The sequence below is a fragment of the Dyadobacter koreensis genome (genome assembly GCF_900108855.1).
GTDB lineage: Bacteria > Bacteroidota > Bacteroidia > Cytophagales > Spirosomataceae > Dyadobacter > Dyadobacter koreensis.
The window spans coordinates 657,840-683,601 of the sequence record NZ_FNXY01000005.1; the positions used below are offsets into that span (position 1 = coordinate 657,840).

General features: G+C 40.7%; 17 protein-coding genes and 2 riboswitches. Of the genes, 5 read left to right on the forward strand and 12 right to left on the reverse strand.

The features are described 5' to 3' along the window. Positions 1 to 50: 50 nt before the first annotated feature. The 4 genes from BMY70_RS18515 to BMY70_RS18530 all read right to left on the reverse strand — a co-directional run bounded on the left by BMY70_RS18515 (position 51) and on the right by BMY70_RS18530 (position 7,102). On the reverse strand, positions 51 to 941 hold the full coding sequence (locus BMY70_RS18515) for an RpnC/YadD family protein (RefSeq protein ID WP_090337758.1): 891 nt from the start codon (positions 939 to 941) through the stop codon (positions 51 to 53). 119 nt (positions 942 to 1,060) lie between these two features. After that, on the reverse strand, positions 1,061 to 2,404 hold the full coding sequence (locus tag BMY70_RS18520) for a cobyrinic acid a,c-diamide synthase CobB (protein ID WP_090337760.1): 1,344 nt from the start codon (positions 2,402 to 2,404) through the stop codon (positions 1,061 to 1,063). 126 nt (positions 2,405 to 2,530) lie between these two features. After that, positions 2,531 to 4,405, reverse strand: a complete 1,875-nt coding sequence (locus BMY70_RS18525) for a CocE/NonD family hydrolase (RefSeq protein ID WP_090337761.1) — start codon at positions 4,403 to 4,405, stop codon at positions 2,531 to 2,533. A 294-nt stretch (positions 4,406 to 4,699) separates the two neighbouring features. Continuing rightward, positions 4,700 to 7,102, reverse strand: coding sequence for a TonB-dependent receptor (locus BMY70_RS18530; RefSeq protein ID WP_090337762.1), 2,403 nt, complete (start codon positions 7,100 to 7,102; stop codon positions 4,700 to 4,702). Between the two features lie 182 nt (positions 7,103 to 7,284). Then, a riboswitch (cobalamin riboswitch) is annotated at positions 7,285 to 7,571 on the reverse strand. A 393-nt stretch (positions 7,572 to 7,964) separates the two neighbouring features. Between BMY70_RS18530 and tnpA the strand changes: the two genes are divergently transcribed. The 5 genes from tnpA (at position 7,965) to BMY70_RS18555 (ending at position 13,454) form a co-directional block, all read left to right on the forward strand. Continuing rightward, positions 7,965 to 8,426 (forward strand): IS200/IS605 family transposase, encoded by a 462-nt coding sequence (gene tnpA / locus BMY70_RS18535; protein ID WP_090337763.1) that lies wholly within the window; start codon positions 7,965 to 7,967, stop codon positions 8,424 to 8,426. A gap of 79 nt (positions 8,427 to 8,505) precedes the next feature. Next, the gene (locus BMY70_RS18540) at positions 8,506 to 8,703 is read left to right on the forward strand and encodes a hypothetical protein (protein WP_090337764.1); all 198 of its coding nucleotides are present in this window, start codon (positions 8,506 to 8,508) and stop codon (positions 8,701 to 8,703) included. A 342-nt stretch (positions 8,704 to 9,045) separates the two neighbouring features. Then, positions 9,046 to 9,341, forward strand: a riboswitch (cobalamin riboswitch). A 138-nt stretch (positions 9,342 to 9,479) separates the two neighbouring features. After that, entirely contained in the window at positions 9,480 to 10,115 is a 636-nt protein-coding gene (locus tag BMY70_RS18545) for a sulfite exporter TauE/SafE family protein (protein ID WP_090337765.1), read from the forward strand. Positions 10,116 to 10,175: 60 nt separating this feature from the next. Next, positions 10,176 to 12,371 carry a TonB-dependent receptor plug domain-containing protein gene (locus BMY70_RS18550; RefSeq protein WP_090337766.1) on the forward strand — a complete coding sequence of 732 codons (2,196 nt, stop codon included), beginning with the start codon at positions 10,176 to 10,178 and terminating at the stop codon, positions 12,369 to 12,371. A 126-nt stretch (positions 12,372 to 12,497) separates the two neighbouring features. Continuing rightward, the gene (locus tag BMY70_RS18555) at positions 12,498 to 13,454 is read left to right on the forward strand and encodes an MBL fold metallo-hydrolase (RefSeq protein WP_090337846.1); all 957 of its coding nucleotides are present in this window, start codon (positions 12,498 to 12,500) and stop codon (positions 13,452 to 13,454) included. Positions 13,455 to 13,524: 70 nt separating this feature from the next. Here BMY70_RS18555 and BMY70_RS18560 read toward each other — a convergent pair whose 3' ends face one another. The 8 genes from BMY70_RS18560 to BMY70_RS18600 form a co-directional block, all read right to left on the reverse strand. Next, the gene (locus BMY70_RS18560) at positions 13,525 to 14,436 is read right to left on the reverse strand and encodes a DUF72 domain-containing protein (RefSeq protein WP_090337767.1); all 912 of its coding nucleotides are present in this window, start codon (positions 14,434 to 14,436) and stop codon (positions 13,525 to 13,527) included. Positions 14,437 to 14,579: 143 nt separating this feature from the next. After that, complete coding sequence (locus tag BMY70_RS18565) at positions 14,580 to 15,095, reverse strand: cupin domain-containing protein (RefSeq protein ID WP_090337768.1); 516 nt, start codon at positions 15,093 to 15,095, stop codon at positions 14,580 to 14,582. A gap of 107 nt (positions 15,096 to 15,202) precedes the next feature. Then, positions 15,203 to 16,723, reverse strand: a complete 1,521-nt coding sequence (locus tag BMY70_RS18570) for a SusD/RagB family nutrient-binding outer membrane lipoprotein (RefSeq protein ID WP_090337769.1) — start codon at positions 16,721 to 16,723, stop codon at positions 15,203 to 15,205. 33 nt (positions 16,724 to 16,756) lie between these two features. Continuing rightward, positions 16,757 to 19,828, reverse strand: a complete 3,072-nt coding sequence (locus tag BMY70_RS18575) for a SusC/RagA family TonB-linked outer membrane protein (protein ID WP_090337770.1) — start codon at positions 19,826 to 19,828, stop codon at positions 16,757 to 16,759. Between the two features lie 382 nt (positions 19,829 to 20,210). Then, positions 20,211 to 21,401, reverse strand: coding sequence for an AGE family epimerase/isomerase (locus BMY70_RS18585; protein WP_090337772.1), 1,191 nt, complete (start codon positions 21,399 to 21,401; stop codon positions 20,211 to 20,213). Next, positions 21,401 to 22,591, reverse strand: coding sequence for a glycoside hydrolase family 130 protein (locus tag BMY70_RS18590; RefSeq protein WP_090337847.1), 1,191 nt, complete (start codon positions 22,589 to 22,591; stop codon positions 21,401 to 21,403). Before BMY70_RS18590 ends, BMY70_RS18585 begins: the two co-directional genes overlap by 1 nt. 44 nt (positions 22,592 to 22,635) lie before the next feature. After that, a complete protein-coding gene (locus BMY70_RS18595; RefSeq protein WP_090337773.1) occupies positions 22,636 to 24,465 on the reverse strand; it encodes a sodium:solute symporter family protein in 1,830 nt (609 codons plus the stop codon). 21 nt (positions 24,466 to 24,486) lie between these two features. Continuing rightward, positions 24,487 to 25,632, reverse strand: a complete 1,146-nt coding sequence (locus tag BMY70_RS18600; protein WP_090337774.1) for a glycoside hydrolase family 26 protein — start codon at positions 25,630 to 25,632, stop codon at positions 24,487 to 24,489. Positions 25,633 to 25,762 lie beyond the last annotated feature (130 nt).

A 25,762-nucleotide genomic window follows, 5' to 3' on the forward strand; every position in this document is an offset into this window, starting at 1 on the left:
TAGGCTGATGGTGTGTAAGGTGTTTTATTTTTGAAAGAAAGCTTCACAGATTATTTTGAAGCAATAGTATTTTGCACAAATTCCTCCGAAACTTTAAGTAAACTCGCGATTTGAGAAACATTATGATTTCCCGTTTCCCATAAACTTATAATAAATGCGACGGTTGCTTTTTCAACTCCTTTCTCAATACCTTTCTTCTCAGCCTTATCGAGTACCATTTCTCTAATTCCCATACTTTTCTGATTTCCGGTTAGCTCTCCGATTTCTTTATCAAATTTAGCATTATATCCTTGATCTGCAAAGGTTATGTAGCGTTGCAGAAAGATCAGCAAATCATCTATTTTCTTCTTTGAAATCTTTCGCCTGAGCAAATTTTTGGCCAGCGAATATTTTAGATCAAACAAACTTTCATCATCCAGCTTTTTCTTTTTTAGTGCCAATAATACAGTTAATACAATGATAGCAAACGGGTTTTCATTTTCAATCAGTTCGGTTTCATCCTGCTCAATAATTTTATACGTATTGAATTCGTAAATGATTTTTGAACCGAGATATTTGTATTCATAAACACCAGGATGAAATTTCTTGTTCGTATCTGTGAATATGGCGATGGCTGTTACCGGCTTTCCATACTTGTCAAGAATGCGATAAAAATAGGTGAACATTCGTTTAGCAAAATCCTTATCATCATATCCCTGCACTTCAATATGTACTAAAATCCAGTCTTCTTCTCCGGTTTTGGTGTAGACTTTCACAAGCTTATCTACAAATTTGGGCGATTCAATTTCATTGGTTGGGAAAAGTTGTTCGAGTTCTTTGTCTAAAAATTGAAAACCTCTTTCCAGATCGAATAGCTTTTCGGCATCTTCGAAGAAGAATTTTAGGAAATCATCACAGATATTTTCGAGTATGCCTTTCCATAGTGTGTCATCTTTATTCATTTTTAGATTTAAGTTGTGTGTTGTATTTCTTCTTTCACGCAAAGCAAAAAAGCGGGCGCCGCGCGGATAAAAAACGCTAAGTTCGCAAAGTAGAAGCTCCGCTTTCTTTGCGATTTCCCTTACCTACTTTGCGTGAAACATTTAGACGCGAAATTTTCCAATAAGTATTCAATGAAGCCAAGACTTTCTCCCCAATACAAATGCACATAAGAAGCAAACGTATTGAGTTTTCGTAAAAGCTGCGTTTCCACCTCAATTCCTTTGGCATTTTTAATAATGACAGATTCAGCACACAAAGCATTTTCAACCAATCTGGAATAATGAAATTCATGTCCTTTCATTTCGAGATCATTCCATTGAATCGTACGATATCCTAATGTCAATTTTGAATTTTCCATGGAAGTCGAGCAATCCAGAACGCCAGCCATTGGGAAATTCAAGCCTTCGGAAGTAATAATTTCATTCCCCAAATACATCAAACCTCCACATTCTGCAAACGTCAAACCGCCATTTAAACAGTAATATTTAATACTTTCAAGCATCGATTTATTCTCACTTAATGCATCTGCAAACAATTCAGGATAACCACCAGGCAGGTATAGGAAATCTGTTTCCGGAAGTTCCTTATCATGAATCGGACTAAAAAATGTGATCTCGCCAAGGGAAGAAAGTACTTTGATATTTTGATGGTAAGTAAAAGTAAAAGCTTCGTCCCGGGCAATGGATATCTTATATTTTTTAGCTGAAACAGGATTTTTAGATACAGTTTTTGGCCCGGTTTTTGGCGAAATTTCTCGCGCAGAAATTTCCAGTAACCGATCAATATTTATCGTTTTTGGAATTTCTTCGGCCAGTTTTTCGATAATACTTTCATAATCCGTTTCAGCAGAAATGTGCAATCCCAAATGCCTGGAAGGAATGGCCAACGCTTCGTTTTTTGGCAAATAACCAAGTGATTCTATTCCAACTTCCTCGCAAGCCTCCTGTAAAAACCGGTAATGCGAAATAGTACTGACAAAGTTGAAAATCGCCCCAACAACGCGGATTCCTTTATAAAAATTTTTAAAACCATATAACAAAGGTGCCGCAGAATAAGCCATTGATTTGGCGTTAATTACCAGAATTACCGGGATATCCAGCAATTCAGCAATGGCAGCACTGCTTCCTTTCATTTTATCAGCGCCATCAAAAAGTCCCATAACTCCTTCTGTTACCGAAACATCAGCCGTCTCAGAATAATGTTCATAAATATCCCGGACATGCGCTTCCGAAGCCATGAAAGTATCCAGATTTATTCCCGGATTTCCTGATGCGGTTGTATGGTGTTGTGTATCAATATAATCCGGCCCGCATTTGAAAGGTTGAACATTCAATCCTCTGTTTTTCAAAGCCCGCAAAAGGCCGAGGGTAAGCGTGGTCTTACCTGAATTACTGGACGGAGCTGAAATCAGAAAATGAGTCATTTTTTTTAGGTTACACAGAGGTTCACAGAGCTAAAAAGAGATACACAGAGTGTTTTGAGAATTACGTAAATAAAGAAAAACTCTGTGTCCCTCCCCTTGAACTCTGCGGCCCTCTGTGTAATCTACCTATTTCAAAACGGGCAATATGATGTTGCTGCTGTTTTTTAGATCGTGGTGAACGGTGATTTTGGCGGCTTGGAAATCGGATTCAGTGGCTTCGAAGATGTTTATGAATTTTTGTGGGTTGCGGTCAACCAAGGGGAACCAGCTGCTTTGGATTTGTACCATCACGCGGTGACCTTTTTTGAACGTATGCGCAACTTCGTTTAGTTTAAAAGACACTTTTTCAACCTTATCCTTTACAAACGGTTCCGGTTTTGAGAAGCTGTTACGGAATTTTCCACGAAATACTTCTGCACGCACCATTTGCTGGTAACCACTCATATCCATAGGTTTTGGCTGTCCGCGTTGCACTTGTGCAGGCAAACTATCCGGCCATACATCAATTACTTTTACAACAAAATCAGCATCCGTTCCGGTGATGGAGACGAAAAGATTTGCCGTTATCTCGCCGGTTAAAGTCAGATCCGAGGTTAAAGAATCTGTTTGGAAATAAATTACATCCGGGCGGCGGGACGCAAAACGCTGATCTTCGGCCATGTATTTATTATTCCGGTCGCCGCTGATTTCGTTGGTATACGGAACAGGTTTGGCAGGGTCGCTGATGTATTCGGTAACCGCTTTCGCTGCTTTTGGTTTTTCAGCTGAAAGTTTTCTTTTGGAATGGAAATAAAATGTTTCCGGCTGACTGTTTTTTGGCGGCCAGACATCATAATTTTTCCACTGGTTTGAACCCGTTTCAAAAACTGTCGCTTCTGCCTGATTGAATTCTCCTTTATCTTTCAAATAAAAATTGAAAAATTTAGTCTCGATTTCGTTTTGATAATACTGGTTCAAGTCAGCCCCAAACTGATAATCTGCAAACGATTTCCAGGTTGGAGAAGCCCAGCCGCCATGCGTCCATGGCCCCATAACCAATCTTGTGTTATTGTTGGGTGATTGTTTTTCAATGGCAGAATATGTTTTCAAAGCGCCGTATAAATCTTCCGCATCAAACCAGCCGCCTACAACCATTACCGCAGGTTTAATGTTGTTTAAATGCTTTTTGATATTTCTGGATTGCCAGAATTCGTCGTACGTGTCGTGGGAAGTAACCTGCCGCCACACACTGTTTGGGTCTGAAAAGTATGCATTGGTATTGGCTTTTTTCAATGGACCGAAATCAAGAAAATATTGATATGCATCGCTGAAATCTGCATTGAAAAATGGTTTGTAACTTTCTCCGTTCGCACTTTTCGGACCATCAAAATGGCTGTAAAATCCGAAATTGTCCATCAGGAAAAATGCACCGTTATGGTTGCAATCATCGCCTAGAAACTCATCCGACATGGGAGCTTGCGGAGAAACTGCTTTCAAAGCCGGATGTGCGCCGGGCAAGGCTGCCGAGGAATAATAACCAGGAAAGGAAATTCCATAAATCCCCACTTTGCCATTGGAAGCCGTATTTTTCAAAAGCCATTCAATCGTATCATAGGTATCGCTTGATTCATCGACATCTTTATTTGTTTTTTTATTGTCAATCGCCGGTGTCATTTCCCGGAAATTTCCTTCGCTTTTATAACGGCCACGTGCGTCCTGATAAACAAAAATGTATTTTTCTTTCATCAAAATGCCATTCGGTCCGATGCGGGGACGGTAATTATTTACACCATAAGGACGACAGGAATAAGGCGTCCGCTGCATCAGAATCGGATACTTTTCGTCATTGTCTCTTGGTGTATAAATGGCGGTATAAAGTTTTACACCATCCCGCATTTCAATGAATTGCTCCGTTTTCTGATAGTTTTTCCTAACCCAACCTGTGTCAGGCATTGCTGCATTTTGTGCGTCTGAGAGCAGCGGAATTAAAAATACGAGGAGGTAAAGAAATCTGTGCTTCATAGGAGTCGGCGATTGGCGTTAATTGTTGTCTTAACAAAAATACATTAAGAATCGGGTTTGTTGGTATTGATGGATTTTAAACTGTATTCATGAATGTTGGAGTGGGAGAGATTTATAAGCTACATTGGCAAATTTTGTTGTTTTTCAGGTTAAAGAATTAGTTATTATATATTATTGGCAATTATATTTTTTATGAAAATTGATCGTAGTTAATTATTCCGGTGAGCCGCACCTATTGGAATCTTTGAGGATCTGACTTATACCTACAAGTATTTCGGTGCGCTGCACCTTTTCTTAAATACTGTATTTCAGGCTTAACAAGAAATTTCTTGTCGGTCCTGGTGAGAACTGATTATCAAAAATCGCATTGGCAAAATACTTTTCATTCAGCACATTATTAATATTTAGTCTCAGACCGACGCGTCCAACACGATATCCGATTGCGACATCCGTGGTGGTGTAGCCGTGCAATGCATAATTGTTAGCACTCGTAGTAAATGTCTCGCTCATGTAATTTGTCCCGGCTCCTATGCTTAAACCCTTAAAAGCAGTCGTTTGTAATTCATAGTTCAGCCAGACATTCAACATATTCGTTGGTGCGAAAGCTACTCTTTTTCCGGCAGCGGCATTGATTTCTCCACTTGCATAAGGCAAATATCTTGCTTTTGAATAGGTATATCCAGCAATCAAATCCAGACCCGGAAAAAGACTTCCATTGATCTCTGCTTCAAAACCTTTGGATTCTGCTGATCCGATTCTTTTGTAAATTCCGCCCGGCAAAGCTTCCAGTTGATTATTTTTCCGCATGTAGTAAAAAGCAAGGTTGGCTGTCCATCGTGAAGATAATTCCAGGCGACTTCCCACTTCACCCTGATAGCCTGTTTCCGGGTCAAAAGTCTCTCCGTTCGGTGCTACGCGGCGTGATGGTTTGAAGTAGGTAGAATATGATCCATAAACTGATAGCGGTTCAATGGGCTGATAAACCAGTCCAGCGCGGTAGGTTAAAGCTGCTTTTGAGATAGTAGATTTTGCTCCTTTTTCTGTCACATTTCTGTCAGTATCTACCAAATTGGTATAGTAAGTTCCATCGAAAATATCGTAACGCAGGCCCGCCAATGCTTTCAGATTATCCGTGATTTTGATCCAGTCCTGCACATAAATTCCGTGCACGTTTTCCATAGTCGCCCGGTAATTTTTGTCTGTGAAATTAACATATCCCTGGTTCAGAATTGGGTTTGTGATAGCGATCGTCGCATTCTTTCCAGAGCCATATACATCACCGTTGTAGGTTTTTCTGTTCAATAAACTCAGTGAATAACCGACAACCACCTTGTGTCCTATATTGCCGCTATTAAATTCATAAGTCAACTCCAACTGGTTTTGTAATGGCTTTGTTAAATGGTTGAAATAGAATGGATAAGATCTTTTGAGAGAGTCCAGCGTGACATTCGGGGTTAATTCCTCTGTTGAAAAATAGTTGATATTATCATCGTAATACGAAAGCTGATTTGATATTTTTAACCTCTCATTAAACTCATGGACGTATTTAAGCTGATAATCATAGCGGGTATGTTTCAGGATATCCGCCGGGTCATTGTAGCGCGTATTGATATCCAGACCGGGAATAATTTTGCTGCCTTCAAGCATTGGAATTCCGGTATCAGTATCATAAATATCCTTGTTTGCACCGATGGTTAGATAAAATAAATCTTTGTCTGTTGGCGTGTATTCCAGCGCCAGGTATCCGTTGTTGGTATTCGATCCGGATTGTCGGTAGCCATCCGTATCTGACATTCCAAAATCTACGCGGTAACGTAATTTATCACTGATCGCACCACCGGCCCCGGCACGTATTCGTCTTGTGTTGAAACTTCCATAAGTAGCAGAAAAATCTGCTTTGAAGCTAGCGGTGGGTCTTTTTCTGGCGATATTGATAATTCCACCCAAAGCCGAGTGACCGAAAAGTACCGATGCCGGGCCTTTCAGAACTTCAATACTTTCAACATTAGCAAGATTTGTATTCGGTGCACTGGTTGAAATATTATGTCTTTCATCACGAACGCCGTCAACCAGCAAGACGAAATTTGAAAAGCCACGAATGGTAAAATGTTGAAAACCTCCATACGTATTATTTGCGCGAACGCCGGTTGTATTTTTCATCGCTTCGCCCAAATCATCTACGCCGCGTTGTTCAATGGTTTTTAAAGAAACTGTCGATGTGGTAATCGGCATATCACGCAAGGCAACATCAATTTTATTAATCGCAGAAAAGGAACGGTTTGAACCAGAACTGACCACTACTTCCGACAATTCGTTCGTTTTGCTATTCAGTTTGTATTGTAAAAGTGTTATCTCATTTTGCCTGATTTCGATGTTGTCTTTTTTTGCTTCATAACCAATCCCACTTGCCAGAAACGTATAACTTCCAGTCGGAATATTCTTGATTTCAAAATGCCCTGATTCGTTCGTAATCGTGGCGAAAGAAGTGCCTTCCAACCTAACATGAATTCCGATTATTGGCTCTCCTGCCTCATTTTGAATGGAGCCTTTGAGCGTCCCAAAATGATGTGCAAGGGCATTATTAATCAGGAATAATTGAAAAAATAAAGCGATTTTCAGCACAAAACTGTATCGTTTTTTTTGAAAAGGAAGATTGCCGTTTCCAGTCCGCGGGAAACAGTTTTTTTGCGTTTGCATACTTTTAACTTGGTTAGAAAGATGAGTTAAAAGCTCTTTACAGCATTTTACAACGCAAACGGAGGAAAGAAGAAAAGACGAGAAAAAGGTTTAGAATCGAGCAAAAAAAGCACGGTTATCCACGGCAAAATTGCCCGGATATTATAACACCAAACCTGACGAAGCTTCATTCCGCGAAAGCATTGTCAACAAAGAAAAAGGCAGGTCTCCTGACTTGTAACATTTATATCGTCCTTCCCGGAATAATGATTGAATTTTGAATGAGTGAATGATCGAATGTTAGAGTATGCCAAATCTCAGCCCGTTCCACCATTCTATCATTCTCTCAATCCATCATTCAACATTAATACCCCAGTGGACATTGTTGATATAAACTTTTGATGTTACTTACAGTTGCGCGACAGTTCGTGATTTGCACACGATTCCCTATTAATTCACTGATAGTAAAACCTTCTTCTGTTGGAAAAATATAGAAAAGAACTTATTGGGGTGCAAATGTAGGGTTTTAAATGGAGTAACTGGTAATTATACGAAACGTTCCGAAGGAACGATTATCCGGAAACTGATAATTTTTCTACCGACGAAATGTTCCTGTCGGAACAGAAAAAGTACAGTACTATCTCATTATCTGCCTCTTAAATGTTTGAATGTTTTTGTCCCTTGGGACATTTCGTCGGTAGAAAGTGGCGATATCATCTGGGAGATCGTTCCGTTAGGAGAACGTTTCGTGATTTTGTTTCTGTGCTTGTTTGTGTGCTTGTTTCGTGCCGATTCTTCGTTAATAAAAATGCGTGTATAATCTTTTGGTCCCTTCTTAATTTTCAATAGATTGCAACTTTTACACACGCTAAATAAATGCATAATGGCCAACACTTACACACAACTTCATGTACAATTCGTATTTGCTGTAAAACATAGGGAGGCACAGATTCAACCTGAATGGAAAGAAAAGTTACACAAATATATTACTGGAATATTTCAGGAAAACCGGCATAAAATGCTTCAAATAAACAGCATGCCTGACCATATTCATATCTTCGCCGGAATTCGTCCGCATCAATCAATTTCTTCACTAATCCAAAATGTAAAAACCGAAAGTAGTAAATGGGTTAAATACCAGAATTTTAATAAATACCCTTTTGCCTGGCAAGAAGGATATGGGGCTTTTTCATATGGAAAAAGTCAAGTGCCGGATGTAATCAGATATATTCAAAACCAGGAAATACATCATCAAAAGAAAAGTTTCCTGGAAGAGTATAGAAAGTTGCTCGTCGCTTTTGATATTGATTGGGAGGAGCAATACATTTTTAAGGAATTAGAATAGTTTCCAAGTGTTCCGAAATCACGAAACGTTCCGAAGGAACGCGGAAAATAAGCAATGCATATATTTTTCTACCGACGAGATGTTCCTATCGGAACAAAGCTTGTTGAGCGATAATGATGAATTCTATCGACGAGATGTTCCTAACGGAACAGGCTTGATGAACGAAAATGATGAGTTCTACCGACAAGATGTTCCTATCGGAACAGGCTTGATGAACGATCGTGATGATTTCTACCCACAAGATGTTCCTATCGGAACAAAGCTTGTTGAGCGATAATGATGATTTCTACCGACGAGATGTTCCTATCGGAACAGGATTGATGAACGATCGTGATGATTTCTACCGACAAGATGTTCCTATTGGAATAGGCTTGTTGAATGATAATGGTGTTTTCTTCCGACGAGATATTCCTATCGGAACGGGATTGTTGAATGATAATTTCTCCCGACGAAAAGTTTCTAGCGGAATATGATTGATTTGGACTTGTCCCATCGGGACATTTCGTAGGTAGAAAAACGTTTGACAATAATCCGGTTCGTTCCTTTTGGAACGTCTCGTGCAATTGCACAAACTAGTTTCTTGCAAAATAATTTTGACGCTCTAAAAAATTTAATAGTAAGTTTGCAACCGTTAAGTGGTGTGTGAAGTAATATTTGCTTTACACTTAAAAGGGAATCCGGTGAAAATCCGGAGTAGTACCCGCTGCTGTAAGTTCACTAAAAAAGTCACAACATTTTTGCCACTGGGGAATTAATGTTGAATGATTCAATGAGTGAATGATAGAATGGTTGATAACGCCAAAGTCTGGCGCGCTCCATCATTCTCTCATTCAAAACTCTCTCATTCAACATTGAACCGGGAAGGCGTTGGGAGACTGAACGAGCCAGAAGACCTGCCAATTAACATCATATTCGGAATGCTTTCGGGAAAAAAGGCGTGAAGTTACTGGTTTGGCAGCGGTATTTTGTTGTCAGGTTACTTCGTATTGTATTTTCCATAAGTTACCCGTGGTATGATAAACGGGTTTTTCTCAATAACTTATGTGAAAGAACATGATCAATTATTTACTTGTAGATTCTCTTCTTCTTGGTGTTCAGCACTCTTTTGAGCCGGACCATATGGCGGCGGTTTCTGTTTTGGCAACAGAGAAAAACCAGAAGCCCAAAGATCGTCTGAAGCTGATCTGGCGGTCGTCGCACTGGGCACTCGGGCATTCTTTGACGTTGATACTTTTCGCTTGTCTGGTTTTGATATTGAAATCTACAATCTCTCTTAATATTTCTGAAAAAGTTGAATTAGTAATCGGACCATTAATGATCTGGTTGGGAATTGTTGCCTTTCGGCGGAATTTCAGAAAGCCTGATTTGACAGATCAACCGATAATAGATCAAAAATTCAGCCGTTCATTTTGGGTTGGTATGGTACACGGACTGGCTGGAACTGGCGGAGCCTGCGCAGTAGCATTAACCTTGGCTGCAAGTGATGCTTACACGGCTGTCTGGATTATTATTCTGCAAAGTTTCGGGATCATTTTCTCTATGTCCGCTTACGGTTATTTCTTCGCTTTTTCAATCAACAAATTCGCTGCAAAACGGGATTCTGTTTTGAAAATCATCAATTATGTAGTCGGCACTTTTTCAATCATTATTGGTCTGATTACACTATACGGAGCTTTTGAAGGGCAATAGTGCTCGGTACATTTTCTTTTGTTTCGCTAAATCGCATACCATTTTATATATCCATACCCAATGAATTTTAATTTTTACCAAGCCACCATTCATCAACTCACATTTGCAGGTCTATTAGCCATGACCGCCACTTTCTCCGCGGAAGCGCAGGAAGTGGTTTTATCTGATTCTACAAGAGAAAATATTTTGAATCCTGTTGTCGTAACGGCCACACGTTATGAAACAAGGAAAGAAAAAATTCCTCAAAAACTGGATATTATCACCCGTCAGGATATTGAGATGACACCTTCGAATGACCTTACAGATATTGTAAGAAAAACGGCAGCTGTCGATGTGATTCAATATCCGAATTTGTCATCAGGAATCGGTATCCGTGGTTTTCGGCCTCAGTTTTCAGGCTTAAATCAGCGCACTTTATTACTGATTGACGGCCGCGCGGCGGGGGCTACCAATTTGTCTCAGATTAATCTGAATGGTGTCGAAAGAATTGAAGTTTTAAAAGGTCCTGCTTCTTCATTGTATGGTTCTCAGGCGATGGGCGGGGTTATTAATATTATTACCCAAAGATCAAAAGGTGATACCAAAGGAAACGGTTTTCTGGAATACGGCAGTTTTCAATCCTATCAGGCTGGCTTGAATGCAGGCGGGAATCTGACAAAAAAACTGGATTATGATATGTCCTTTTCCTATTTTGAAAGATCAAAAAATTACAAGATCGGGAAGTGGAATTTGTTCCGTGATACCTTTGATTATACCAAAGTTACAAAAAACTATACTGCCCAGCCTGAGACGGAAGTGGATGAAACACAGGCCGATGGTGCAACGAGACCTTACACAAAACTTCATTATTTCACAGGCTCTTTGAGATTGGGTTACCAGTTAAATGACAATTGGAGAGTTGATATTCGTGGTGATAAATTCCAGGCGAAAAATGTAGAATCGCCGGGAGAGATTTCTTCGGGATCCACCGAGGCAAGCACCAAGGATGTTGATCGTGCAGGATTTGATGTTTCGCTAACCGGGAAAATCGGGAATCACAACCCGAGCCTGAAAGTTTTTACTTCGGAAGAAAATACGAAAAATTATACGCTGAATGTTTCCGGCAAACCTGTCGTTCCTTTCCGTTCTGCTGAACTTGGGAATAACTGGAAAGGTATTCAGGTTAAAGATGTCTGGACAATCGGAAATCATTCTTTAATTGTAGGTTATGATTATTTGAATTCTTCAACCGAAAGTCGCCGGTGGACGAACGATACGACCGAACGCGCTCCGACACAGCCAGCATATGCACTAATTTCTTCTGCGTTTTTTGCGCAAGCGATGTTGAATTTCGGCCGTCTGACGGTACAGCCGGGCGTTCGTTATGATAATATTACTTTTAATGTGAAGGAAACTGCGCTTTTACCAACTTATAAAGCAGGGAAAAAAACAATTCCGTTTACAAGTCCAAGCCTGGGCGTGAGTTATGAACTTGTTCCTGCTTTGCGTGTGAAAGGAACAATCGGCCGGGCATTTGTGACGACGGATGCTTACAGTGTGGCAGGATATAATGAAGTGCGCGATGCAAAAGGAAGAATTGCGGTGACGGCCGGAAACCCTGATCTGAAAAATGAAAGCAGCGTGAGTTGGGATTTGGGATTAAGTTTTAACAAACCAAAAACTGGATTGTCTGCAAACGTAACTTATTTTTCAACAAAGGTAACCAACCGTATAGCGAAGGTGATCAGAACGGTTAATGAGCCGCTGGCAAATAAAGATGTGATTGTATCCCGGGCGACTTTTGTCAACGCAGCCAATGCGGAAATCCGTGGTTTGGAAACGGAAGTGACTTATGATTTTGGAGCACTATCAAATTACAGATATTCGCTGAAAACTTTTGTAAATGCTACTTCCATGTTCAAAGCGGCGGAAGATATTATTGGCACTGATGAGTCAAAAGTGACCCGCGATATTCAGAATGTGGCGAAAAACACCTTCAATTATGGTTTGGAATATGATAATTTGAAATGGCTGCGACTTCGTTTATCTGGTCGTACAATAGGAACACGGATGGATATCGATTATACCGATCCGATTAATCCGGTTATTGATTATCCAAAATACATGGTGCTAGACTTCACGGCAGCTTTCAAAATTGCCCAAAAACATATGCTGGCTTTGAAAGTAAACAATCTGACAGACGAAAATTATTACGAAAAACGTGGCTACAACTTACCCGGCCGTGCTATTTCCGTACGATATACTGTGGCATTTTAAGGATTTAAATCTGACTTTTAATAAGCTGAATGTCGAATTGAATTTTAAATAAACAATAATATAAATCCTTCATCCGTACTTTTGGGTGAAGGATTTTATTTTATGATACCTCTTAATCCAATCATCATGAGACAGCGAATTTGCAACCTGATTTCGATATCCATTTTATACCTGATTTTCATTTCAAACTGTCTGGCGCAACCAGCTTTTAATGTGGTGCCGCTTGGTGTAAAAGGCGGCGGTGCGGAAGGGAATCTTTCGGCTTATATGATCGCTCCGGTTAATTCGGAGGCTTATGTTTGTCTGGATGGCGGAACGGTTCGGCAGGGAGTTGAAGTAGCAGTTGCCAACGGTGCTTTTGCGGCCACGGCAGATCAGGTATCAAGAAGTTTTATCAAAGGATTCCTTATTTCTCATGCACATCTGGATCACGTTTCAGGCATGATCACAAACGCGCCTGAGGATACAGCAAAGTTTATTTATGCTTTCCCAAAATGTCTGGAAATTATAAAAAATCATTATTTCAACTGGGAGAGCTGGCCGAATTTTGGGAGTGAAGGTGTTAATCCATTGAAGAAATTTACTTACAAACCTTTGTCAGAAGGACAGGAAATTCCGCTGGAAAATACCGAAATGACATTAAAGACTTTCTCTTTAAGTCATGGAAATCCCTATGAAGGTGCTGCTTTTTTAATTCAAACGCATGGCAAACAGGCATTGTATTTTGGAGATACCGGCCCGGATGAGGTTGAAAAATCAACTAAACTTCAAAAAGTATGGGAAGCAGTGGCACCATTAATCAAAGCAAAAACATTAACCGGAATTTTTCTGGAAGTTTCTTATCCTAATGAGCAGCCGGACAACAAATTGTTTGGTCATTTAACACCAAACTGGATTATGAAGGAAATGGATAGGTTGGCAATTCTAGCCGGAAAAGAAAATATGCGGGATTTGAAACTGGTCATCACGCATATGAAACCGACTGGTCAGAATGAAGTAATCATCAAAGGTCAGCTCAGTAATAATAATGCACTCGGATTACAAATCATTTATCCCGAGCAAGGAACCGCATTTGAATTGTAAAAACCACGAATACAAAAATCAAAACACATTTGTGAAAATTAGTGTATTCGTGGCGGAAAAAGAAAAGTTGCTAAAATAAACCGATTTGATCTGAATTACCTTTCTTGGTTGGAATTCCAGGAGTATGCGGAATCTTAATTTCAGTCCCAAACTCCTTATTGACTTTTTCAATCAGATAAGCGGATAAAAGGGGAGAGGCCTCTTCATGATTTTGGTGTACGAAGAAGTAAATATTTTCTATTCCCTGGTTCACCCAAAGTTTTAAACGATCCAGCCAGTCATCCAAACGCGAGTAATCAGAATCAACGTTCGCACCGTTGTAACGAATAAATGCCGTCGGAGTCGTTAAGCGCATATGCAGCAAATCACGCCGACCGGCTGTGTCCGTGATAATATGGGTGATATTTTTCTTCTCAAGCTGCTCATACAATGGGCTATTATCCCATGAGCCATCATACCAGGCAGTATGTCTTAATTCCAGCGCAAGCGGAAATCCGGAAGACCATACTTCCAGATAATCCCGCAATACTTCCCAGTTTTTCGGACCGAAGTTATCTGGCATTTGCAGAAACAACATACCAAGCTTTTCTTCAAGATGCGAAATATGGTCGAGATATACACTCGTTGGCTGTTCAGCGTCTTTCAGTCGTTTCCAATGACTTATTCCCTGATGAAGTTTTGGAAAAAAACGAAATCCTTCCGGTGTTTTGGTATGCCAGCTGTCTATGGTTTCGAGCGGAAAATTGTTGTAAAAAGTGGCATTCAGTTCAATACTGTTGAATTGAGTCGCATAGTATGCCAATTCGTCCTTCGTTCCTTTTGGATAGAAATTCTTTAAATCTGCTTTATTCCATTTGGCACAACCTATAAATATTTCAGGTCTCCCTTTTTTTGATTTTTCTAAAACGAGCTTATTGTCTTTGTTGTCGGGTGGAAGCACAAAATCTACCACCTCTGGATTATCAATTTTTCCGAATTTCATGGCTGGTTGGTTAATATCTGGTTTTTTGGGGAGATGATAAATATACTGAATAATCCATGCTTAGCGGACTATGCCAGTTTAGTATATAAAAAAGAAGTGCCATGGCGAAAATTAACCATGGCACTTGCGTCTGATATTGTAACTTATCTTCCGAAATCGTCCTGAACGCGAACGATATCGTCTTCATCAGAAGGATTGGATGGATCTGTATGCTGCCAGATTTCAGCAACGACGCCCCACTCATCGACACCGATCAGGCGGTGACGCTCTCCCTGATTAAGACTTATCACCGTTCCGATCGGCAATTGTTTCATTTCAGTTTCTTCGTCTGTGTCGCTGATCACGATACCTGCGTTGCCACCGATTACTTTCCAGATTTCGGCACGGCGGTGGTGATATTGCCATGACAGACGTTTCTGCGGCGCTACGACCAAAATTTTTGGGCTCAGTTTTTCATAACCTGCAAAGTCTTCAAGCGACAAATGCGGGAAAAAAGTTTTGATAAATTGTGGAGCCTGACTTTCGTCAAGTACAAAAAAACCTCCCCATGGACGGGAATGATCTTTGGCTACAACTGAAAAACCTTGTTCGTCAATAAACTTCTGAACATTATCGAAAACAACAGCCTTATCAGTCGAAGCTGGAAATACATCAAGCATATTTTATAAGTTTGGTTAAGATCCGGTAGAAATTCAAAATTAGAATAAAAAGCAAAAAGATGCTCCAAAAGTTTTGGAGCATCTTTCGATAACTTTTTTAACGGTAATTATTTGTCCCACCAAATTTTAGTCATAAACGTATCACCGCCCTGACGTGTAATTGCTTCGGTGATATTTTCATTGACACCAACCTCGCTTTGTGGGTACCGGAGTCTGCGTGGAATTTGTCCGTTTGTCTCGTTTCCAGGATAATTTACCGGAACCAGTTTTGGGAAACCTGTTCTTCTCCAATCAGCCCAAGCTTCCATATGGTTCAAAACAGAGCCATTAATAAGCCAGTTTTCAGTTTGAATTGCTTCCAGTTTTGCGTCAAGTGTTCCGGAAGGATATGGATTAGCAGCTGAATATGCTTTTGCATCTGCATCTGTCAGAGTTCCGCCATATGCATTCAATTGAAGTATTGCTGCTACTTGGCCCGCCTCAAAAGCCGCTTTTGCATCACCAGTGGCCCACCCGCGTTCAATCGCCTCTGCTTTCAATAACTGAGACTCGGCATAGGTCATGATAAAGTATGGGTTACTCAGAACATACATATTCGGCGCAGCGCGCGAATAATTATCCAGGTTTTTTTCAGGCAGACTGGTCAAGGTTGTCGCATCGGTTCCACTTGGAATCCCGATTTGTTTGTCAACAGATCGATCCCCGTTTTTCAACGCTGCTACTACCGGAAGTCTTGGATCTTTTCTGGCTTTCATCATATCAATGAAAGTTTTTGCCCATTGGATATTGTTGCCATCTGCAATTTTTCTGCCCGCTCCCAGATTCCAGGAGTTTGCATTAGAATTATTTCCTGCGCCGGTTTTATCCATTTTAATAGTAAAACTATCGTCATTACTAGCCATTATTCCGGCATCAATAGCTTTTTTCGCCCAGGCCTGCGCATTGGTAGCATCCGCTTTTTGCATGCGCATCGCAATTCTCAACATCAATGAATTAGCACCTCTTTTCCATTTATCAAGATCTCCTCCGTAGACGAAATCAGCAGTTGTAGGTTTGTAGGAAGCAGGATTAAATGCCTTGCTGGCTTCGTCCAGTTCTTTAAGCATGTCCATGTAAATTGCTTGCTGCGGATCATACTTCGGCGAATTTATCTTGCTGATAAACCCTTTTCCAGCTTCTGAATAAGGAACATCACCATATAAGTCGGTTAAAAATGATGTTTCAACTACTCTCAATATTCTCGCCATTGACAAGACATTAACATCTTTGGCGTCTTTGCTTGCCAGATCGATCAGATTTACCAGGTTTTTGATCGAATTTGGATAGGAGCTTTCAAAATAAGCGGCACTTAAATCACCCTGAAAAGTGTAAACCGTACCGCGATAAAAACCTACTTCTACTGATGCCATTTGCTGCATGATACAGCCTGCGTAAATGAAATTAGCACGCCAGGATTTGTAACCAGGATCTCCCGCCGACCCTGCCAGTAATAAGGCAGATTGACTTAATAAATAGTCAAGCGGCACAATTGCCGGTGCATTGGGGTTAACATTTACTTCCTCAAAGTCTTTGGTGCAAGATCCCAAAAAAGTCATAAGACCCAGCAATACAAATATTTTATATTTCATAATGATATCCTTTTAAATATTGGTCGTATGGTTCTAGAATTTCAGGTTTAGGTTAACACCCATACTGCGTGTCGGGGGAGCACTGTAAAATTCGAGGCCCTGCGCATTTGAATTATTGTAGTTGGACTCAGGATCGATATTGGGCGTTTTCTTGTGAATAATCCAAAGATTACGTCCTGTTAATGACACAGAAATTGCTTTGAATGGCGACTTTGATCCCAGATATTTAGAAGGAATTGCATAATCAATAATCACCTGACGCAGTTTGATAAAGTCGGAACTGTATACAAACGGTGTTGCGATGTTATTTGCTATTCTGTCATAATAAGGCTGAGCTTCCACACGAACGGTATTTGCTTCTCCATTTTCATTGACCCCTTCTCCGATAAGCCCGCCGTCGCGCCCTGGCAATGTTTCTTCCAAGTTCCCACGTCTGTAGCCAAGTGCATTTGTTCCGGAGAATATTTTTCCACCGAACTTGCCATCAACCAGAAAGCTCAAACCGACGCCTTTATAGCGGAATGAGTTGGTGAAACCTAATGTCCACGGAGAAACGCCGGAACCATAACTCATCAGATTTCCCTGAAGCGGGTATCCCTGTGCATCATAAACGACACGTCCCTGATCGTCGCGTTTGAAATCGAAACCTTTTACCTGACTGTATGGCAAGCCAACGTCCTGATGTACATAGGCAGTTCTGGTTCTGTTTTCATCGACTCTTAATGTTTGCAGATCATTATACAGATTTATGACTTCACTTTTATTATAAGCCATGTTGAACGAAGCGTTCCAAGTAAAGGAATTCTTTCTGAGCGCTTCAAAATTCAGCAATAACTCAATACCCTTATTAGAGATTTCGCCCACATTGAAAACCGCGGCATTATAACCGGAAGTGTAAGATACCGTGGCATTTACAATATCATTTGTTGTTTTTCTTGAATAATACGCAATATCAGCACTCAAACGATTATTGAATAACCTTGCCTCCAAACCTGCCTCAAATGTTGTTGACGTCAGAGGCTGCAACAAACTGTTTGGGATTTCGGTGTTATTGATCTGGGCAAGAGGAGCACCGTTGTGAGCGCCCGATAACGCATAGGTCAGCAATAATTTATACGGATCTGTCGCGCCACCTGCTTGTGCCCATGAAGATCTTACTTTGAAATAATTAATTGCAGCAGGCATTTGAATAGCTTCTGAAACTACGAAACTCGCTCCAACCGAAGGATATAATATGCTGTTGTAACCAGAGGCTAAAGTTGAGAACCAGTCATTTCTCGCGGTTGCTGTTACGAACAGATAGTTATTGAAAGAAAATTCACCTGAGCCATACAGAGAATTTATACGTCTTTCAATATAATTTTCGCTGGATGTTCTGGCTGCCGGATCAATGTTTGAAATATCGTAGAAGAACGGAATGTTGAAGTTGTTCCCCCCAAGGTTTGTCAACCGGTTCACATTACGCATCTGGTTTCCACCCAAAAGAAGATTGAAGCCAAATTTATCTCCGAATTTTTTGTCAATTCCCAACATTAAATCCATGTTTCTTTCCATGAATTCCCGCTGGTTCGATGTGTAAGAACCCAAAACTTTATAGGCAGTTCCGTATGGTTCAATCGCGCGATAGCGATAATTGAAATAATCTATACCAATTCGTCCTTTTACAAACAGCCAATCCAAAATGTCAAATTTTGGTTCAATAGCACCGATTACGCGGTTTTTCTGATCATTATTCTGGAAGTCGTAAGCCGCAAAGTACGGATTTGTAACATACACGTTGTCCGACCAGACTTTTTCATTTCCTGCTGCGTCATATTTAGTATCCCTGAAAGTTTCCACGTCCATAGAAGAGGCCAGAGAGTATATTGCATAATTGGCATTTCCCGGTGAATCGGATAATCTTGGTCTGTTTTTGGTCTTTTCATAAACATATTTGATGTTCGTCAATATACTCAGCTTTTTACCAAGATTTGAATTGACGTTCAGGGCGAAGTTATTTCTGTGCAAAGTGTTATTAGGCATCACACCTTTGTTATCCATATTATTCATGGAAAAACGATAGGTGCTTGTCGCAGCCGCACCTGAAAAAGCGACGCTGTTCGTGAAGGTACTTCCAATCTGGTAAAATTTGCTCAGGTTATCGCGCTGCGCTGAATATGGGCGGGAAACACCATCAAATTGTATCACATTGGAACCGTCAAGTCTGGTGCCCCAGCTGTTTGAAGTTAATGCTTCGTTGACAGTTGTAGGTTTAAGTCCGTTATTTCCCATGCCATACTCATACTGGTAATCCTTGAATTCTTTGATCAGCAAGTCTTCCGCCAGATAATTGCTGTTCACTTCCAGGCCAATGCCTTTTTCCATTTTTCCGCCCTTCGTGGTCACCAAAATAGCTCCGTTGGAAGCACGTGACCCGTAAAGTGCAGCCGCGGTTGCCCCTTTTAAAACACTGATGTTTTCGATTTCATCAGGATTCAAGCTGGAAATTCCATCACCCTGGTCGGCTCCGCCCCACATCCCCGCTTGCCCCAGGTTTTCGTTATTAATAGGAATACCATCAACAACGATCAATGGCTGGTTATTTCCGGAAATTGAACCGTTTCCCCGCAACGTTATTCTGGTGGATCCCGCAGGACCAGTTGCCGTGCCGGTGATATTTAACCCTGCTACTTTACCAGCGAGTGAGTTCGCCATGTTTGGCGTGCGGGCTACGGTGAGTTCTTCTCCTTTTATTTCAGAGACCGCATATCCAAGTGCTTTTTTCTCTTTTTTAATACCGAGGGCAGTTACCACGACCTCGTTTAGCGCGGTTGCCTCAGGCGTTAGTGACACATCTAAAATTGATGCATTGATAGTCACTTCTTTGGAATTATATCCAATAAAACTGAAAATCAGAACTTTTCCTTTTTCAGCCTGAATGCTAAACTCCCCTTTATCGTTTGTTGTCGTGCCGCGGTTTGTTCCTTTCACAACGACATTTACTCCGGCAACTTCGCCTCCTCCTTCTTCGCTAACCTTTCCTGTTACCGCCATTTCCTGGGCATAACTGAGGTTGACGAGAAGGGAGCAGAGGAAGAGTGTTAAAACTAGTAGATTTTTTTGCATACAGTTTTTGTGTTTTAAAATACAAGGATATTATTATGAAATAATATATTTAATTATACTAAAAGTTACATGTGTGTGTAGTCACTATGGATATAATTAAAAATTTTAAATCAAATGTACTATTTGCAAAGAGTAAACACATAATATTATTTTATCAAAAAATGACACATTTTCTATCTGCAAACTGCGAGGACCGATATCGCTAACACCGATTTGCACCGCTAACACCGATTTCCAATCGGTGTTGCCTGGTTTAGCGTTTGTAACGCGGGTATGGTAAATTTTAAGTAGTACTCGCGTTGCAAACGCTGAACCATAAACGCCCCGATTACAAATCGGTGCGAGCATAAAAAAAGCAGCTTTCGCTGCCTTTTTTATGCTCTTATTTTTTAATGCGCCGGAGTATTTCCATGCATGCCCTTGCATTGTGATAAGGACATTTCCAGAAGCCTATTTTGTCTTCATTCATTTTCGAATAATCATCCCAAACTCCCCAGAACCATTCCCCTTTATCCTTATCAAGTAAATGTTTTTGAATAAATGACCAGAAGCCGAAAACCCTTTTTAAATAACTCTCGTCGTCTGTAATCTGATAGCTATTCAAATATCCAACCATACCCTCTGCTGAAACCCACCACTCCCTATGTGTGTCCGGGTGATGTGTTTCCAGATTGTATTCGTGGATCAGGCTGCCGTCTGGCATAAATCCTTTCGCCGCCGCATCCGACATTTTAATGGCTATTTCTTGCCAGTCGTCAACAAGAAATTGGTCGTCTAAAACTTCGGCTGCCTCCTGTAAAAGCCAGGTAGCTTCTATGTCGTGACCATATGAAATAGCTTTGGACTGACTTTTCCACTTTTCGTCAAAAAATAATTTCAAGTGGAAGCTGTCAGGATCTATAATATGTTTTTGAAAAATTTCGAGCAGATGTTTAATTTTCTCAGCAACACGTTTTTCCGGCCAGACTCGGTATAAACTGGCATATGCTTCAATGATATGCAAATGCGTGTTCATCGTTTTCGGGTCATTCCTGTCTTTTTCGCTCAGTCGTAAATCTTCCAGAGGCTGCCAGTTTTCAGAGAATGCTTCGAAGTAGCCGCCATTTTTTTGATCAAAGCTGTATTTTTCAATCAGCTCAAATAATTCAACTGCAAAATCCAGAACTTCCTGATTTTTATTGTTTTGATAAAATTCAGTTAGTCCGTAAATCGTAAATGCCAGACCGTAAATCTGTTTTCTGGTATTAAAAGGTTTCCCAACGGCGTCGACAGACCAAAAAACGCCACCATTTTCCTGATCACGAAAATGATTTCGTATATAATCATAAGCACGTTCTGCTAGCTTAAGATGAGACGGATCGCCCAATTTATTATAAGCAGCTGCGAAAGTCCATAAAATTCTTGCATTTAAAACACAGCCTTTTATGGCCTCAGGATGAACAGTTCCATCATTATCCAATTTGCCGACGAAACCGCCCTGTTCGATGTCAACTGCATTTTTTACCCAAAAATCTAAAATGGAAAGTAATTCACTTTCAATCTCAGACCGGAATTTTGGTAGTTTTTCTATCATCAGATGCTAACAGAATGCCCTGCATGAGACAGGTTTTTATTGATTAAGCCCGTTAAAACTTCAACTGAAGCGGCTGAACGAAAATTGTCTGCGGGCGTATGCAAGACATAGTCCAACAACTTTTCAATAGAGGATTTAGCCACGTGCAGACGTGTATCAGAAGACGCATAGTATATAAAAACAGTTCCGTCATCATCTAAAATCCATCCGTTTGAAAATGTTACATTAGACACATCACCAATTCTTTCTTCGCCCTGGGGTGCGATAAAATAACCTGCGGGCTTATAAATTACTTTGGCGGGATCATATAAATCAGTCATGAACATATATAAAACATAACGCAGGCCGGCAGCTGTATTTCTTACCCCGTGGGCCAGGTGAAGCCAACCTTTATCCGTCTTTATGGGTGCAGGACCTTGCCCGTTTTTTATTTCGTAAACCGTATGGTATTGTTTATGGTCAACGATAAATTCTTTTTCAATAACCGCTTTCTCAATTGTTTCGGAATATCCAAAGCCAATTCCGCCGCCAGAACCAGCTTCAATAAAGCCGTCTTGTGGACGGGTATAAAACGCATATTTGCCATTTACGAATTCAGGATGAAGCACAACATTGCGCTGCTGCGGTGACGGGGTTACAAGGTCAGGAAGGCGTATCCAGGTTTTTAAATCCGTTGTACGGGCAATGCCGCATTGTGCGACGGCCGAAGATTCATCGCCTGGTTTTGCCTTCGGATCTTTGCGTTCGGTACAAAAAAGTCCATAAATAAACCCGTCCTCATGTTTTGTCAAACGCATATCGTAGACATTTCCATCAGGCTCATCAGTTTCCGGCATTACGATCGGATGGTTCCAGAACTTGAAATTATCGATACCATTCGGGCTTTCGGCAACTGCGAAAAAAGATTTTCTATCCGAACCTTCGACACGCGCAACAACCAGATATTTTCCGTTATGTTTGATCGCGCCGGCATTAAAGGCGGCGTTAATCTCAAAACGTTTCATTAAAAACGGATTTGTTTCAGGATTTAAATCATATTCCCAAAAAATGGGGACGTGTGCAGCGGTGAGAACCGGATGTGTGTAACGATCATAAATTCCGTTTCCAGGCCATATTGCGTAGTTTTTGCGTTCAAGCAATTCCCTATGCTCTTGCTGCAATTGCGTTAGGCGTTTTGTGAAATCTGACATAGCTGTAGTATTTGTTGATTTACAATGAATTGTTTCTGAATAAATTAAGCTGCCGGAAGCTTTTGGTACCATGTTTTCCAAAGAATGATAATACATAGTCCCAGCACAGCGGTTGTGATACCGGCTTCGACTGGCATCATCAAAACTGCAAATACAGGCAGGGCGGTGATGGAAGTCTGGCCGATTGTGCCGATGATGACATTGAACATATCCATTTTGAAATTTCCGTTGGCAAGGAAAGTCGGATCTTCTTTGATAACGGCTTCGTGAATAGGCCCCCAGAATCCCCAGGGTTTTACATTTTTATAAAATTTCTTCAATACTTCGGTGTCGGTAGCCGGCGTCATCAGTGAACCTAAAACAGAACCGAGTGCAGATAAAATCAGAATAATCGGGAAATAGTAAAGCGGAACAGTGTCAGGAAAAATGTAGGGTAAAACCATCGCCGAGAGAATGCCCGCAAACATTCCCCAGAAAAACCCGTTACTGTTGAACCGCCACCAATGCCATTTCAAGACATTGGCTGCAATGTAACCGCCATATAATGCAGACACGATCCATTGAAGAATGCTGTTGACATCTTTTGCAAAAAAACCAAGTGAAATACTAATCGCAACTACCACGAGGCCGGTCAGATAATTCATTTTTTTAATTTGCGTATTGCTGGCATTTGGATTAAATGATTTGAGATAAATGTCATTCACCATATAGGCCTGCGCAGCATTAAATGTCCCGGCGAAGGTTCCCATAAATGCGCCCATCAAACCTACCAGAACGAGCCCGAGCAATCCCGATGGAATATATGCATTCAAAACAGCTGGTAAAATTCTTTCAAAATCCTGGCCAGCCGGTGAGGAAATGTTGATGTCTTTGTAGAAAAGCAAACCTAAAACGGCAATGCCAATGATGAGCAAATAACGTGTTGGCAATAAAACCACATTTACGATCATACTCATCAATGCTGCTTCCCGTGGAGATTTAGTGGAAAGGATTTTCTGCATATCGTAATTTGGAGCAGGCCCGGCAAGACTCGATAAAATTCCTTTTGCAGTCATCAGCGCAAAGAAATATCCAAATGGATTGAAGCCGTCAGCCGATATTTTTTCATTCACTTCGTTGATATATCCCGTCCAGTCCAGATCAAGATTTTTACCAAAGAACAAATCTGTCCAGCCTTTTGGTACCGGCAAGCTTCCGTGATCTGCCAGCGCGTTCATGGCGATAATTGCAATGGCAAAGGAGACAAAAACCATGATCACATAATGAATCAGATCTGCCCAGACTATACTTTTCATCCCTCCCAAAAGGGAATAAAAAACGGTAAAAAGCGTAAAAATGATACCATAAGTATGTGCTACATATTCTGGCGCCAGTATGAAAGGTATAAATGGCTGAACGACAGGCCAGGGAATGAAAATTTCAATAAATTTTCCCAGGCCGATAAAACCATACGCCATAAATCCAAGGCAGCTCAGCAAGGCGAATGCAATAATTATTTTATGGGAAAGCTGTGCATCTGCCTTGTTTCCAAAACGGGTAAGCATCCATTCTGCTCCCGTGGAAACATTCGATCTGCGTAGCCATATGGACAAATAAACCATCATAAAAATCTGATTAAACACTGGCCAAAGCCAGGGTAGCCAGATACTTTTTACACCATAAATGAACATAATGGCGACCATCCATGCAGTTCCGGAAATATCGAACATGCCGGAAGCATTTGACACCCCGAGCATCCAGTAAGGCATGGATTTTCCACCGAGGAGATAATCGTTTTTACTACGTTCAGCTTGTTTTTTCAGTACCAGTCCTATGACTGTCACAAGTACCAGATAGGCAATAATGACCAGGAAATCGACGAGTTGTATTTTCATCAGTAAAGGGTTGAAGAGGCGTTATTTTTTTACCGGTTTGCCATACAAATTTTCGCTGGCGACTTTTTTCTCCAGTAAAATATCTCCGGACTGTTGTAATTTCCTGAAGTCTTCAACAGTATTATTTCCTTCAAAAGGTGCGTAGTAATGATCGGGACGGCCATTTCGCCAAACCAGTATATAACTCAGTCCCGAGTTTTGAACGATGGGTTGAACAATTTTTGTCCACCAGTCCGCTTCCGTTATTTGTTCAAGACCAGTTTCGGTAATGGCGAAAGGTTTACTACTGGTTTTTCCAAGATCCCGGATTGTCGCCACCATTCTTGTTGCATTGGCTTTAAAAGCAGAATCACTTTTCGGAGGGTTTCTGTGATAGGTATCAAAACCTAAAATATCGACCAGGTCATCGCCAGGATATCGTTCAAGATAATGTTCTTTGTCTTTAAAATTATCGGTAGAGTAGGCGATCAGCAGGTTGTTTACTTTTCGTGTTTTTTGCAGATAATCGACCGTAAGTTTCCAGAATTGTTTGTATTCTTCGGGTGTGCAATGATCGGCTCCCCACCAAAACCAACTCCCAGTGTGCTCGTGATACGGACGAAAAATGACCGGGATAAGTTCTCCTTTTGATCCTTTTAAAGAAAGGAAAAAATCAGCCAGTTTGTCCAGTATTTTTTCAAAATTCTTTTTATTCCGGGTATCAGACAAAATTCTTCTGATTGTAAATTCTTCTTTATCCCATGTTGTTTTTGAAAGGTCAAGAGGATTATTCGGGTGCCAGCTGATTGTATTAACACCGCCGCGTTCATAATTCTTCCTGATATCTGTTTTGATTCTTGAAAAAGGAACGCCGTCAAGATTATTGGCACTATCAAGTTCGAGATGTCCTAAGTCATATCCAACCAAACCTGGATGTTCTCCTGAAATTGTCCTTATATCCGAGCGGTTTTCATCACCGATCCACCGGCTTTTGTCGGCATTCAAACCGTATGCAAGTGCATCCTGCTGACCGAAAATGACACCCTTCGAAGCACTTCTTTTTAATCCGGAATAGAGATTTTTTGTTGACTGCGTAGCGTTTTTGTCAATTTGTGCGCTGGAAATGCCAGCAACGAAAAAGACGATTGCCAGTGACAGGGAAAATGATAATAATTTAATTGAAGACATGATACTTATTTATTGAGTAGAAATTCAGTGAAGACAAGATATGCTTGTACTTGGGAAAGTTGAATGTAAACAATTTATTTTTTTATCAATGTCAAAATGAATTTGAAGTGGCAATTCAACATAAGCCTGA